General features: G+C 62.1%; 12 protein-coding genes. 6 read left to right on the plus strand and 6 right to left on the minus strand.

Features of this window, described 5'->3' with window-relative positions; all coding sequences use genetic code 11:
- Window positions 1-137 precede the first annotated feature (137 nt).
- Complete coding sequence (locus HGI47_RS13315; RefSeq protein ID WP_168853256.1) at window positions 138-1,100, plus strand: N-formylglutamate amidohydrolase; 963 nt, start codon at window positions 138-140, stop codon at window positions 1,098-1,100.
- 252 nt (window positions 1,101-1,352) lie between these two features.
- Here the strand turns inward: HGI47_RS13315 and HGI47_RS13320 are convergent, their stop codons facing one another.
- Window positions 1,353-2,132, minus strand: a complete 780-nt coding sequence (locus tag HGI47_RS13320) for a SapC family protein (RefSeq protein ID WP_168853257.1) — start codon at window positions 2,130-2,132, stop codon at window positions 1,353-1,355.
- A gap of 110 nt (window positions 2,133-2,242) precedes the next feature.
- Window positions 2,243-3,661 (minus strand): FAD-binding oxidoreductase, encoded by a 1,419-nt coding sequence (locus HGI47_RS13325; protein ID WP_168853258.1) that lies wholly within the window; start codon window positions 3,659-3,661, stop codon window positions 2,243-2,245.
- Window positions 3,662-3,821: 160 nt separating this feature from the next.
- On the opposite strand from HGI47_RS13325, the gene HGI47_RS13330 reads away from it, so the two are divergent.
- The 3 genes from HGI47_RS13330 to HGI47_RS13340 all read left to right on the plus strand — a co-directional run bounded on the left by HGI47_RS13330 (window position 3,822) and on the right by HGI47_RS13340 (window position 6,942).
- Window positions 3,822-4,409, plus strand: coding sequence for a hypothetical protein (locus HGI47_RS13330; protein WP_168853259.1), 588 nt, complete (start codon window positions 3,822-3,824; stop codon window positions 4,407-4,409).
- Window positions 4,410-4,551: 142 nt separating this feature from the next.
- On the plus strand, window positions 4,552-5,919 hold the full coding sequence (locus HGI47_RS13335) for a DEAD/DEAH box helicase (protein WP_168853260.1): 1,368 nt from the start codon (window positions 4,552-4,554) through the stop codon (window positions 5,917-5,919).
- 369 nt (window positions 5,920-6,288) lie between these two features.
- Window positions 6,289-6,942 (plus strand): hypothetical protein, encoded by a 654-nt coding sequence (locus tag HGI47_RS13340; protein WP_168853261.1) that lies wholly within the window; start codon window positions 6,289-6,291, stop codon window positions 6,940-6,942.
- 54 nt (window positions 6,943-6,996) lie between these two features.
- On the opposite strand, the gene HGI47_RS13345 is transcribed toward HGI47_RS13340, so the two are convergent.
- Both HGI47_RS13345 and HGI47_RS13350 read right to left on the minus strand, forming a co-directional pair.
- Window positions 6,997-9,279, minus strand: a complete 2,283-nt coding sequence (locus HGI47_RS13345; protein WP_168853262.1) for a UvrD-helicase domain-containing protein — start codon at window positions 9,277-9,279, stop codon at window positions 6,997-6,999.
- Between the two features lie 53 nt (window positions 9,280-9,332).
- Window positions 9,333-9,647 carry a hypothetical protein gene (locus tag HGI47_RS13350; RefSeq protein ID WP_206066191.1) on the minus strand — a complete coding sequence of 105 codons (315 nt, stop codon included), beginning with the start codon at window positions 9,645-9,647 and terminating at the stop codon, window positions 9,333-9,335.
- Window positions 9,648-9,742: 95 nt separating this feature from the next.
- Between HGI47_RS13350 and HGI47_RS13355 the strand changes: the two genes are divergently transcribed.
- Together HGI47_RS13355 and HGI47_RS13360 are read left to right on the plus strand one after the other, a co-directional pair.
- Window positions 9,743-10,384, plus strand: coding sequence for a hypothetical protein (locus tag HGI47_RS13355; RefSeq protein ID WP_168853264.1), 642 nt, complete (start codon window positions 9,743-9,745; stop codon window positions 10,382-10,384).
- 177 nt (window positions 10,385-10,561) lie between these two features.
- Window positions 10,562-11,821 carry an MFS transporter gene (locus HGI47_RS13360; protein ID WP_168853265.1) on the plus strand — a complete coding sequence of 420 codons (1,260 nt, stop codon included), beginning with the start codon at window positions 10,562-10,564 and terminating at the stop codon, window positions 11,819-11,821.
- A gap of 35 nt (window positions 11,822-11,856) precedes the next feature.
- Here the strand turns inward: HGI47_RS13360 and rsmD are convergent, their stop codons facing one another.
- On the minus strand, window positions 11,857-12,402 hold the full coding sequence (rsmD, locus tag HGI47_RS13365) for a 16S rRNA (guanine(966)-N(2))-methyltransferase RsmD (protein WP_168853266.1): 546 nt from the start codon (window positions 12,400-12,402) through the stop codon (window positions 11,857-11,859).
- A gap of 10 nt (window positions 12,403-12,412) precedes the next feature.
- The gene (locus HGI47_RS13370) at window positions 12,413-13,309 is read right to left on the minus strand and encodes a pseudouridine synthase (RefSeq protein ID WP_168853267.1); all 897 of its coding nucleotides are present in this window, start codon (window positions 13,307-13,309) and stop codon (window positions 12,413-12,415) included.
- Between the last annotated feature and the right edge of the window lie 96 nt (window positions 13,310-13,405).

Consider the following 13,405-nt stretch of genomic DNA (forward strand, 5'->3'; position numbering starts at 1 on the left):
CCTATGCCAAAGCGAGGTTAACATTCTTGCGCCGATGCTGCTGCCAAAAGACGAAATGATCACAAAATTTTACGGTAACGACGCGGGCGTTTGGACAGGATTTTGACTTCATCGCGAATCGGTTGCACGGTTGCCGTATGCAGCATCCCGGTGAGCAAACGGCTGATTCGGTGCCGATCCACGGCGGATCGGTGCCCGGCAATCCCGGTGTGCCTGCCTTCACGCTGAAACTGCCTGATCCGTCGCCCATTCCGGTGGTGATTGCGGTGCCCCACGCCGGACGCGCCTATGCCAAGTCGCTGCTCGACCGGATGCGCCACCCGGCCTTTTCCGCGCCGCGTCTGGAAGATCGCTACGCCGATCTACTGGGTGAAGCGGTGACGCGCGAAACCGGGGCCGCGTTGCTGGTGGCTCACGCCCCACGCGCGATGCTCGATCTCAACCGGGCGAGCGACGATGTGGACTGGGAGATGCTGGGCGGTCGTCCGCCTGATGCTTCTGCCGCACCGAGTGGTTTCGGTCGGCGCGCGCGGAGCGGACTGGGCCTCGTTCCCCGTCGCCTGCCGGGACTGGGTGAGTTGTGGAAGCGGCGCCTTGATCATGGCGAATTGAACGAGCGCATTGCGTCCATCCATCAGCCCTATCACCGGGCGTTGGCGGACACGATGGCCGCCATTCGTGACCGCTGGGGTGCGGCATTGCTGATCGATCTACACTCAATGCCGCCACTATCCGCGCGATCGCCGGGAGAGGCGGCGCCGGAGTTTGTGATCGGGGATCGCTTCGGCGCATCGTGCGACGGCGGAGTTGTCGCGTCTGCGTTCAGCGTGTTTGCCGAATCGGCGCGGCGCGTGTCGCACAATCGCCCTTATGCGGGCGGATACGTGCTGGAGCGCCATGCCAGCAGGCACGAGGGCCTGCATTGTATTCAGCTTGAGATTGACCGGACCTGCTATCTCGATTCGCGCATGGCCGAACCGGGGCCGGGCTTTGCGGCCACGGTCGAACTGGTCGTGGGGTTGGTGCGGCGGCTGGCGGTGGATGTGGCGGATATGGGCCGCACGTCCGATCGTGGACGATGGCGCGCTGCCGCAGAATAGCGCGGCCATCACTCAAGAAAAAACCACCTGGAGCAAGCTCCAGGTGGCCAAGGTTCAGGGAGGAGGTGCACGTGAGTGCACCAGTTACGCTGGGCCATGAGGGGAGCCGCAACGCAACATCATCAAGATAGGTGAGGCTTTGGGGCGCTGCAAGAGGTTTCGAGGGATTTTTGCAACACTCCAAGAAAAAACGCGACGAACCGTTAGGTCGTCGCGTTTTTCTTTAGCACTGTTGCGCTTTTGCGCAGGCGATCAGGCTACCGGGGCAGGAACCGCCGGAATCGGCCCCTTGCCGAGCTGAACCTGCGCGCCGAAGACTTGGCTGATCAATTCGAGCGAGAACAGGTGTGCATAAAGCAGCGGCAGAAGGCCGCTCTGCGCCCAGCCGCGCAGCACATCGCCGCGCACTTCACGCAGCTTGTCCTGATTAATCATCTGGAAGCCACGATAGACGAAGGGCTGCTCGTTGCCTTCCTGCTGGATGGCCACTTCGCCTTCCATCAGCAGGTCGTGCTTCTTCAGTTCGTCGATGAAAGCCTGCGTGCGCTGGCCAGCCTGTTCGAACTGTTCGCAGAAGTTCAGCGCGGCCTTGGTCGCTTCTGAAGGCTGGCCATCGGTGAACAGGTCCTGCCCTTCATGCGAATCACCCAGCAGACCCGACGACGGATCGAAGCACAGCGAAAGCTCTTCGCTGTTCGGGTTCAGCTTGGCGAGGAGGAACGGGTAACGGCGAACATAAGCCGGAATGTAAATCGGCTGCGTAACTTTGCCGTCTGCATCGACGAAGACATTGACGCCTTCGTTGAGGCCCATCAGTGCCAGCGGAACAGGATTGTCGCCCGATGCGAAAATGATCGGATAGTGGCGGGCAGCCTGCGGAAATTCCTCTGCCGTCAAAGGGATAGCGTGCTGACCGACGAGCCAGGGCGCTGTGTCTGCGTTCTTGGCCTTCCACGTTGCATGGTCGCGGCTGTTGAGCGGCATCAGATCATTGTAGAACATCGGAAGGTTGGCTTGCGGCGCGCTGGCCATTTTGCATCTCTCCAATAAGCAACACACAACGCACGGCAAAATAACGGCGCTGGCCGCATCACGCGGGAAGCGCGGTTCTTAGGGACTGCGCCAAGGTGGCGCAAGCCGAGTTACACAAGCTTGCCGGGATTCAGCAGCCCTTGCGGATCGAGCGCCTGCTTGATTGCGCGCATCACAGAAAGCATTGTCGGATCGGTCAGGCGGGCCAGTTCATCGCGCTTGAGCCGTCCAATGCCGTGTTCGGCAGAGATCGACCCACCCCATGCCGTCACCATATCGTGAACTTGCGCGCTGATGGCCTTGCCGTCGCTCGCTTCCCATTCCACGCGTTCGCGCCCCGGCGGCGCGATGACATGGAAGTGCACATTGCCATCGCCAAGGTGGCCGAAACACACCGCGCGTGTGCCGGGCCAATCGGCTTCAAGCTGCGGCACTGCGGCTTCGACGAAGGCTGGCATCCGTTCGACTGGCACCGAGATGTCGTGCTGCATGGCCGGGCCGATGGCGCGTTCGGCAGGCGAGATCGTTTCGCGAATAAGCCACAGCCGTTCGGCCTGTTCTTCGCTCGCGGCGATGGTGGCGTCAGCGATCAGGCCGCGTTCGAAGGCGGTGGACAGTAAGTTTTCGGCAATTTCCGGCAGTCGCGCAGCGGTTTCGGCATCGCCCGCAACCAGTTCGATCAGCGCGTGCCACGGGCGCGGATCGGCCAGCGGCGCACGTGCATCGGGCAGATAGTCGAGCACCGCTTCAAGGCTGTGCTGTGGCAGAACCTCGAAACCTTCGAGCAGATCTTCCGCCATATCCTGCGCCAGCAGCAACAGTCTGCGTGCGTCTTGCAACGAAGCGGTGCCCGCCCACATCACCGTGCGTCCGGCGATAGCGGGTGCCAACTTGAGCGTTGCTGCGGTGACGATCCCCAGCGTTCCCTCCGATCCAATCAGCACCTGCTTCAGGTCGAACCCGCGATTGTCCTTTTTTAGCGGGGTGAGCAAATCCAGCACCAAACCATCGGCCATGACCGCTTCCAGCCCCAGAACCAGCGCGCGCATCGACCCGTGGCGGAGCACTTGCGTGCCGCCGGCATTGGTGGAGATCAGCCCGCCGACCGTGGCCGAGCCTTTGCCACCAAGCGATAGCGGAAAGCGCAATTCTTCGGCCTCTGCGGCCTCGTGCAGCACTTGGAGGATTACCCCCGCTTCGCAGGTCGCTGTTCGGGCTGCGCTATCGACCGTACGGATGCGGTCCATCCGGCGCAGCGAGACGATCAATTCATTTCCGCCGTCGAACGGTGTTGCGCCGCCCGACATGCCGCTGTTGCCGCCCTGCGGTACGATGGGCACTCCATGCTTCGCGCATAGCCTGACCAGTGCGGACAGTTCTGCGGCATCGGCAGGCGATGCCAGTCCCAGCGCCTTGCCGGTATAGCGCCCGCGCCAGTCGGTCAGCCATGCGGCCATATCGACAGGATCGGTCGTCAACCCTTTCGGTCCCAGCAGCCCGGCTGCCTCGTTCAAGAACGCTTCGCTCATCCGCCCCGGCTATTGCCAGCCTTGCGCAAGGGCAATTCATTTTTGTTAGAGAGCGGGTTAAGCAAAGGTTCAAGCGTCAGGGCTAGGGGTGCTGGAAAGGGTGGCAGCGGAACAGGGGCGCCCATCCGGCATGGGGTCAACAAGAGTCTTCGCAACGCAAATGTCCAATCTTGCCAATCTTCTGGCCCCCGTCGGGATGCTGCTGTCGTTTGCAACGACCGGCCCCGTGGCATCGGGCGATGTCAGTGGTGAGTGGGCGGCGGCGAGCATTCCGACGGAATCGCCGCTCTTCGTGGGACAGGCCGGGTCTGGAGCCTTTGCGGATTTCATCGCCCAAGGGCTGGAAGATGACACCTGGAATCAGGTGCGTGTCGAACAGCGAATGATCATCCGCATCGCTCCGCGTATGCCGGGATCGATGCTGGCCCCGCCGCCCGACCCGCGCTTTTCCGGGCCGCCACAGCCGCCGCGTTTTTTTGAACGCAAGGCAGACAAGTGCCTGGCTATCGCCAGTATTGCCGGGGTTCAGATCGAATCGCAGGACCGTCTTTTGCTGGTCACGCGCAATCGCAAGCTGATCGGCGCCAGCCTCGACAAATCTTGCAGTGCGCGGGATTTCTATTCCGGTTTCTACGTTGATCGCAGCGAAGACGGGCAGCTATGCGCAGGTCGCGATACGATCCATTCGCGCGCCGGTGCGAATTGCGCGATCACCAAGATGCGCGAACTCGTGCCTGATGACGATTGAAACGATCTGTCGGTTGCGGATTTCTTGACTTTTCGGCCCGTTTCGGCTTAGCGCGCGGGCAGTGCTGGCGTCTTTGCGGAATGCAGGCAGTCCAGCAGGCGCAAAATATTGTGCCGTCTCTTGTTTTCGGAAAATTGCCTGCATGAAGTTTGCCGACCTCGGCCTCTCGGATGAATTGCTCCAGTCGGTCCTCGATGCCGGCTATGACGAGCCGACTCCGATTCAAGCGCAGGCAATTCCCGCCGTTCTGATGATGAAAGATATCATCGGCATCGCGCAGACCGGCACGGGCAAAACCGCCGGTTTCGTTCTGCCGATGATCGATATCCTCGCCCACGGCCGCCGCCGCGCGCTGATGCCGCGCTCGCTGATTCTCGAACCCACGCGCGAACTCGCTGCACAGGTTGCCGAGAACTTCGAAAAGTATGGCAAGAACCATGACCTGAAGATGGCGCTGCTGATCGGCGGCGTGCAGATGGGCGATCAGGTGAAAGCCCTGTCCGAAGGCGTCGATGTGCTCATCGCCACGCCGGGCCGTCTGATGGACCTGTTCGAGCGCGGCAAGATCCTGCTCACCGGTTGCGAGATGCTGGTGATCGATGAAGCCGACCGGATGCTCGATATGGGATTCATCCCGGACATCGAAACTATCTGCTCCAGACTGCCAACCACGCGCCAGACGCTGCTCTTTTCGGCCACGATGCCGCCGCCGATCAAGAAGCTGGCGGACAAGTTCCTGTCGAACCCGAAGTCGATAGAAGTGGCGCGCCCGGCAGCGACGAACACCAACATCGCCCAGTTCAAGGTGCGCTGCACCGGCAGGCAAAAGCGCGAAGTGCTGCGCCAGTTGCTGCGCACCGATAACGTCAGCACCGCCATCGTCTTCGCCAACCGCAAGACAACCGTGCGCGAATTGGCCAAGTCGCTGCAGCGCCACGGTTTTGCTGCAGGCGAGATTCATGGCGACATGGACCAGAGCGCGCGCAACGCCGAACTGCAGAAGTTCAAGGACGGCGACATCTCGATCCTCTGCGCCTCCGACGTCGCCGCACGCGGGCTCGACGTGAAGGGCGTGAGCCACGTCTTCAACTTCGACACGCCTTGGCACCCGGACGACTACGTCCACCGCATCGGCCGCACCGGTCGTGGCGGGGCGACGGGCCGGGCATTTACGCTGGTGGCTTCCGAAGACGCCGAGGCCATCGATAACGTCGAGAAGCTTCAGGGGACGAAGATCCCAGAGTTCGCGCTTGAGCTTCCTGCGAAGGAAGAGCGCAAGCCCCGCGAAACCGAGCGCCGCGAGGAAGAGCCCAAGCGCGAAAGCCGCCGCGAACGTCCCGCCCGCGAGGAGCGCAAACCCCGCGCTGACCGCGAACCGCGTGCAGAGGCCCGCCAAGAACGCGCTCCCCGTCGCGAACAGCCGAGCTACCGCGACCATTCCGAACCGCCCTCGAAGCCGGGGGAGTGGAACGGACCGATTCCGGAATTTCTGGCGGTTTCGGCGCTTTGAAGCTTTAGCCCTCTCCCCTTCAGGGGAGAGGGTTGGGAGAGGGGGAAGGCTCGTGCCCAGCCTCACCTCACAGCCCAAGCCCCTCTCAACTCCGGCTAGGCGGCAAGCCGCCAAGCCTACGTATCTCTCCCCAGAAGGGGAGAGAGCGAGAGCACTCGGCGCAGGATTAAATCCCATTCCGTCGTCGGCCCGGACTTGATCCGGGCCTTGGCTTTTCTCGTCGGGCGCTGCACTAGAAGAATAGCCCAACCCCGTGTCAAGCACGGGGTGACGGAAGAAAGATCAGAGCAAGACCTGCGCATGGTCCAAGATGGGTGGTTGGCGGACTAAGAGCGAGCTACGACACGGGCCTGTGACCGAGGGGTATCCATGAACGCGGCTAAGCTGAACCGAGAGCAGAAGCGTGAACGTCGAGAACTCGCCAAGGCTTTCGACGATGCATGGAAACGGGAAACCAAACTCGCCGGATGGGACTACCTCAAACCGACGTCGTTCAAGACGATCGGTGAGTGGTTCGTTTACATGAATCCGACGATCTCAACCGAGCGGTATGCGTCCCACATATCAGCCACCGTCAAACCGTTCCTTATCGACGACCTAATGAGCCGCATCATGGGTTTTGATGGTTTGAACGTGAAACCTCTCTCCACTCGCGCTCGCGGACCGCATTGCCTCGTAGTGCCGATGTTCAGCTGCTCGATTGAGAAAGAAGGCGACCTTGCTGAGATGGTCAAAGCGGGATTAGAATTTCTGAACTCCATGCCCTCTCGCATCGCCGCGACGACTATGGAGGACTTCATTGCCATCGCAGCGCCTCCACTTGGTCAGGTGTCGGCTAATCAGGTCGCTGCGCTCATCCTTGCAGGACGCGAGCAGGAGGCGGCTGATTTATGCAGGGACGCAATTGCCGCAAACCAATGGGGCGGGCCTGGACGCATCACTGCTGAAGGCAAGGTCGTCACATTTTTCCACTTTGCTCTTCGCTGGATCGGTGAGCACAGCGCGCACGTCAGGCCGCTTTGACAGCAACTAGGCGAAAGCAGTCGTTCAAAAACTAGGCCTGCAAAGCCAACGCCCTCACGCCACCTTCACAAAACTGTCAATCACCCGCTTCCGCCCCGCGCTTTCGAAATCGATCTCCAGCTTGTTGCCTTCCTGCTCGGCCACGGTGCCGTAGCCGAACTTTTCGTGGAAGACGCGCGCGCCCACGGTGATGTCGCCGCGGGGTTTGGCGGCGAAGCTGGCGGCGCTGCGGGTGGGTTCGGCGATGCGGCGGGGGGCGGGGTTGAAGGTCTGCGCGGCGGCGCGTTGCCAACCGGGGCCGCGTGAGGCGGCGCGGTTGGCATTGGCTTGCGCGACATGGGCGAAGGGATCGTCACGCTCGCTCCAGTTGGCGCGCCACATCGAGGCGCCGCCCGAGAGCGTGGTTTCCTCCTCGATATGGTCGGCGGGCAGTTCGCCGATGAAGCGCGAGGGTATCGAGCTGGTCCACTGGCCGTAGATCTGGCGATTGGCGGCGTGGAGGATGGTGCAGCGCCTGCGGGCGCGGGTGATCGCAACGTAGGCGAGGCGGCGTTCTTCCTCCAGCGATGCAAGCCCGCCTTCGTCGAGCGAACGCTGCGAGGGGAACACGCCTTCTTCCCAGCCCGGCAGGAACACGTTGTCGAATTCGAGGCCCTTGGCAGCGTGGATGGTCATGATCGTGACCTTGTCCTCGTCGGCGGTGTTCTCGTTGTCCATCACAAGGCTGACGTGTTCGAGGAAATCGCCCAGCGTCTCGTATTCCTCCATCGCGCGGGCGAGTTCGGTGAGGTTTTCGAGGCGCCCGGCGGCTTCGGCGGTCTTTTCCGCCTGAAGCGCGGCGGTGTAGCCGCTTTCGTCGAGGATCGTGCGGGCGAGTTCGGCGGGCACCAGTTGCTTGGCCGCATCGCGCCAGCGCGCGAAATCGCGCATCAGCGCGGCGAGGGTGTTGCGCGCGCGGGCTGGCAGCTCGTCGGTATCGAGAATCTCTACCGCCGCCAGTGAAAGGGGCACTCCGCGCGCTCTCGCATGGCGGTGCAGCTTTTCCAGCGTCTTGTCGCCAAGGCCGCGCTTGGGGGTGTTGTAGATCCGCTCGAACGCAAGGTCATCCTGCGGGCTGGCAATCTGGCGCAGATAGGCCAGCGCGTCGCGGATTTCGGCGCGTTCGTAGAAGCGGAAACCGCCGACGATGCGGTAACCCAGGCCGATCTGGATGAAGCGGTCTTCGATCGTGCGCGTCTGGAACTGGGCGCGCACGAGAATGGCAACGCGATCGAGCGGGGCGCCCTCACGCTCAAGCCGTTCGATGTCCTCGCCGATGCGCCGCGCTTCTTCCGGAGCGTCCCACACGCCGATTATGCGGACCTTGTCGCCGCCGTCGATCTCGGTCCACAGCGTTTTGCTGAGGCGTTCGGAGTTCTCGGCGATCAGGCCCGAGGCCGCGCCGAGGATATGCGGGGTGGAGCGGTAGTTCTGCTCCAGCTTGATCACCTTTGCGCCGGGAAAATCCTTCTCGAACCGCAGGATATTGGCGACTTCCGCGCCGCGCCATGAGTAGATCGACTGATCGTCGTCCCCCACCACGCAGATGTTCTTGCGAGTCTGGGCAAGCAGGCGCAGCCACAAATACTGCACTGCGTTGGTGTCCTGATATTCGTCCACCATCACGTATTTGAAGCGCTGCTGCCATGATTCCAGCACGTCCCGCTCGCGCCGGAAGATGTTGAGCATGTGCATCAGGAGATCGCCAAAATCGCAGGCGTTCAGTTCGCGCAGCCGGTTTTGGTAGAGCGCGTAGAAGCGCTGGCCCTTGCCGTTGGCATAGGCCTCGTTCTCCAGCGCATCGAGATCGCCGGGATTGAGCCCGCGGTTCTTCCACTTGTCGATCAGGCCGGCGAGTTGCTTGGCGGGCCAGCGCTTGTCGTCCACGCCTTCGGCCACAATCAACTGTTTCAGCAGGCGCAACTGGTCGTCGGTGTCGATGATCGTGAAGTTGCTCTGCAGGCCGACCAGTTCGGCATGGCGGCGAAGCATCTTGGCGGCAATGGCGTGGAAGGTGCCGAGCCAAGGCATACCTTCCACCGCCGGGCCGATCAGGTTGCCCACCCGCTCACGCATCTCGCGCGCGGCCTTGTTGGTGAAAGTGACGCAAAGAATCTCGCTCGGCCAAGCAAGACGCTGACGCAGCAGATTGGCGAGGCGGGCGGTGAGGGCAGCGGTCTTTCCGGTGCCCGCGCCCGCCAGCATCAGCACTGGCCCTTCGGTAGTGATCACCGCCTCGCGCTGTGGCGGATTCAGGCCTTCGAGCCAGGCGGTCTGTTGATTCGCGTTCTCTATCACCGCGGAACGGTTAGAGAACATCGTCCGGCACCACAAGGGGCACCGGATCGCCGTCAGTCCTCGTAGTTTTCGTAGTAGTCGGCGTTGTAATCGGAATGCTCGTGATAGGCAGCCGCTTTGTTGTCGCGCTCGTTGTGCTGCTTAAGCTCTTCCTTTTCGTACCATTTCCCGACTTTCTCCGATGTCGAGTTGACCGCCACAGCAGTTCCAGCACCGATCATTGCGCACGATCCGAGCCACAGAAGGCCCAGACACCCCACACCCATCAGCACGTTTCGCAACAAGTCAGCCACAAAGCCCCCTAAATCAAAATCCGAATCTGGCTTAGCGGATAGTTGGTTAACACCAGACTTATCCGGTGATCTCAAGTTGCACTCTTTTCGTCTCACTCGCGGGAACTCCGATCCTCGCCAACGCTTGGGCAGATACTTCCGCGTGAAAAGAAATAACCAGGAGAAGTACGATGCGATATCTTCTTGCCGCGAGCGCACTGGCGCTTGCCACGGCTGCGGCGCCGGCCTTGGTTGTCGCGCAGTCTACCACAACCACGATGCCAGACACTACCGCGCCGACCGGTCCAACTACCGCTGCCCCTGCGCCTGCCACTCCGACCACCGGTGCGTTTTCACCCACGCCTGATCAGCAGTTGCAGATCGACGCTTGGGCCGCCGAGCAAAAGACCAAGTACAACGCCTGGCCTGCGAACTATCAGGAGTACTTCTGGACGCTCGATGCCGATCAGCAGAAGGGTTGGTGGGCACTGACCGATGAGCAGAAGGGCCAGGTCTATGCGATGACGCCCGATCAGCGCACGCAGGTCTGGCCGTCGATCATTGCGCAGGTTGCCGGACAATCGGCTGCGGCCACGGCAACGCCCCCGGCCGATCCGACACAGCCCGCTGCTGGCGACATGGCCCAGAACAGCCCCACCGATGCACCGAAAGACTCAATGACGGCTGACGCAGGTGCCGCTGCCATGTCGACAGGAGCCGCATCGAACGGTGCCATGATGGCAAGCAACGGTGCTCCGGCGGCAGAGACGAAGGATTATCCCCTTTGCAGCAAGACCGTGAAGGATAGCTGTCGCAATCGCGGCGGGGTCTAACACTGTTATACAGTGACAAAGGGCGCGGCGGTGGTTCCGCGCCCTTTTCGTGTGAATCGAGTGTGTGTGTCGCGTGCTTGCCGTGAAAGGCTTGCCGTATTATCGGACCGTCGCATAAGTTTCCGAAACGCGCCTCGCCAAAGATGCGCATAGCGAAGCGGGCGGGAGAACTGTGCCTTGCATCCCTTGAAGCGACACGCGCGCGTCCTCACGGCCAGTCTGGTCGGCACGGCTGTGGAATTCTACGATTTCTACATCTATGCGACAGCGGCCGCGCTGGTCATAGGGCCTTTATTCTTCCCCAGTGAATCCCAAACGGCGCAGACGCTGCTCGCTTTCATGACCTTTGGCCTTGCGTTCTTTGCTCGGCCGGTTGGAGCCGTCGCTTTCGGTCATTTCGGGGACCGTATCGGCCGCAAGTCCACGCTGGTCGCATCGCTGATGCTGATGGGCACATCGACACTGCTCATCGCCTTCCTGCCGACTTATGCGATGGCGGGCTGGATCGCGCCCGCCCTGCTGTGCCTGCTCCGCTTCGGCCAAGGGTTCGGCCTTGGCGGTGAATGGGGTGGCGCGGCACTGCTGGCGGTGGAGAATGCGCCCAAAGGCTGGGAAGCGCGTTTCGGCAGTGCGCCGCAGCTGGGTGCGCCGGTAGGGTTCTTCTTCGCCAATGGCTTGTTCCTGTTGCTCGGCCTTGGCCTGTCGGATGCAGACTTCGCAAGCTGGGGCTGGCGCGTGCCGTTTCTGGCCAGCGCAGTGCTGGTTGGCGTAGGTCTTTGGGTGCGACTCAAGATTGGTGAGACGCCGTCCTTCCGCGAAGCGATGGAAAAGGCCCCGCCGCCGCAAGTGCCGATCAACCGCCTGTTGCGCCATCATACCCCGGCAGTACTGGCGGGGATTGCGGGAGTGGTGGCCTGCTTTGCGGTGTTCTACCTTGCAACGACATTCGCCCTGTCCTTCGCCACAACGAAGCTGGGCTACGCCAAGCAGGCGTTTCTCGGCGTCCAGTTGGGAGCCAACACCTTTTTCGCAATCGGCATTCTGGCCGCTGGTTACTGGGCAGACAAAACCTCGGTCCAGCGTGTGCTGGGCACGGGCGCGGCCTTGACGGCGGCTTTGGGGCTACTGTTCGGCACAGGCTTGGGGTCAGGCTCGCTACCGATTGTTTTCGCGACACTCGCCGCATCGCTGTTTGTTATGGGCCTTGTCTATGGTCCGCTAGGCGCTTGGCTGCCGACGCTGTTCCCGGTTTCGGTGCGCTACACCGGGATTTCGCTTGCCTTCAATATCGGCGGCATCATCGGTGGGGCACTTGCGCCGTTCGTGGCTGCATGGGCGGCAGGCGTAGGCGGCACAGCCTATGTTGGCCTGTTCCTGACACTGGCAGGCGCGATGACACTGGCCGGCGTCCGGCTGGCACCACGATTAAAGAATTAGGCTGCTTTTCCTTCAGGGCACAGATAAGCGCAAGTTCAGCTCTTCAACCGCATCAGCGTCAGTAGTGCCTTGCCTACCTTGCGCTCTGCATCGACTACGCAACTGCGCACGTCCGGTATTTCGCCCACAGCGGTTTCAAGGCTGATCCATGTCGCTTCACCGATCCAGCCAAGCCGCACGAGCCGGTCGATCGCCACCGCGCCCGCGCCGGTTTTGTAAGGCGGGTCCAGCATCACAAGGTCGAGTGGCTGCTTGACCGGGCCGAGCGACAGGACCGATCCGGCGCGCACGTCGCACTGGGGCGCGCAACGCAGAGCGGCGATGTTGGCGCGGATGCTGCGAACCGCGCCCGCATCCTGTTCCACGAACACCGCCGAAGCCGCGCCGCGCGATAGCGCTTCAAGGCCCAGTGCGCCCGATCCGGCGAAAAGGTCAGCCACTGCCAGCCCTTCGAAACTGCCAAGGCGGCTGGTCAACATCGAAAACAGCGTTTCGCGCGTGCGGTCAGCAGTAGGGCGCGTGGTATCCCCGTCCGGTGCGCGCAGTGGCCGCCCACGCCATTCTCCGGCTATAATCCTCATCGTTTGATCCTCAGGCCGTTTTCAACGTCTTGCGAAAGCGTTCGACCATGACTTGCGGAATTTCTTCAACCGATCCGCGCTGAAGGTCGGCCAGTTCGAACGGACCATAGCTGGTGCGCAACAGGCGCGAAACTTCCAGTCCAAGATGTTCCAGCACGCGGCGCACTTCGCGGTTCTTACCCTCGGTCAGCGTCAGTTCGATCCACTTGTTGCGATTGGCGCTGCGTTCGAGATTGGCGATGATCGGGCCATAGCGGACGCCGTCGATCTCGATCCCTTCGCTCAGTTCCTCTAGCCGTGCCTGGCTGATGTCGCCAAACGTGCGGGCGCGATAAGTGCGCGGAATCCCGGTTGAGGGCAGTTCCAGCGCACGCTTCAATTCGCCGTCGTTGGTCATCAGCAGCAGCCCCTCGGTGTTCACGTCGAGGCGGCCCACCGGCATGACGCGCGGCGCGTCCTTGGGCATGGCGTTGCGCAGGGCTGTGTAGATCGTCGGGCGTCCGGTCGGGTCGCGTTCGGCCGTGATCAGGCCTGCAGGCTTGTGGAAGCGGAACAGGCGCGGGGCCGCAATCGGGCCAACCATCTTGCCATCGACACTGACGCCCTTGAGGTTCTTGAGCAGCGTTGCCGGCGTGGTGACCACTTCGTCCCCGATCTTCACGCGGCCTTCCTCGATCATCCGCTCAACTTCGCGGCGGCTGGCGATTCCGGCACGGGCGAGCAGCTTGGCGATGCGGTCGCCCTCACGCTCCGATCCATCGTCGGCCAGCGCGCGTTTGGCGGGCACGACGGGTTGCGACGTGCGCGGCGCGCCGCTGCGCATGGAGAACGGCTTTTTCTCTGGCGTTGTCGTCCGGGGGCTGAACCGTTTTGGGCGGTCGCCGCCGTTTCTTGGGGGAAAAGTCATTCGCCGCCCTTACGCGCAAACGCGCAATCCGTCACCCCTAGCGGCTGGTGAAAAGGCCGCTAGTCTGGCGCGTCATAAGAAGGGAGCATTCGGGCC

Origin of the sequence: Novosphingobium sp. ERN07 (assembly GCF_012641335.1) — a bacterium.
Taxonomy (GTDB): Bacteria; Pseudomonadota; Alphaproteobacteria; order Sphingomonadales; family Sphingomonadaceae; genus Novosphingobium.

Bases quoted from the DNA above. Each gene is read 5' to 3' on its own strand.
- HGI47_RS13320 (WP_168853257.1), bottom strand. From the start codon at position 2,132: ATGGCCAGCGCGCCGCAAGCCAACCTTCCGATGTTCTACAATGATCTG.
- HGI47_RS13335 (WP_168853260.1), top strand. From the start codon at position 4,552: ATGAAGTTTGCCGACCTCGGCCTCTCGGATGAATTGCTCCAGTCGGTC.
- rsmD (WP_168853266.1), bottom strand. From the start codon at position 12,402: ATGAGGATTATAGCCGGAGAATGGCGTGGGCGGCCACTGCGCGCACCG.
- HGI47_RS13370 (WP_168853267.1), bottom strand. From the start codon at position 13,309: ATGACTTTTCCCCCAAGAAACGGCGGCGACCGCCCAAAACGGTTCAGC.
- HGI47_RS13355 (WP_168853264.1), top strand. From the start codon at position 9,743: ATGCGATATCTTCTTGCCGCGAGCGCACTGGCGCTTGCCACGGCTGCG.
- HGI47_RS13315 (WP_168853256.1), top strand. From the start codon at position 138: ATGCAGCATCCCGGTGAGCAAACGGCTGATTCGGTGCCGATCCACGGC.
- HGI47_RS13325 (WP_168853258.1), bottom strand. From the start codon at position 3,661: ATGAGCGAAGCGTTCTTGAACGAGGCAGCCGGGCTGCTGGGACCGAAA.
- HGI47_RS13330 (WP_168853259.1), top strand. From the start codon at position 3,822: ATGTCCAATCTTGCCAATCTTCTGGCCCCCGTCGGGATGCTGCTGTCG.
- HGI47_RS13340 (WP_168853261.1), top strand. From the start codon at position 6,289: ATGAACGCGGCTAAGCTGAACCGAGAGCAGAAGCGTGAACGTCGAGAA.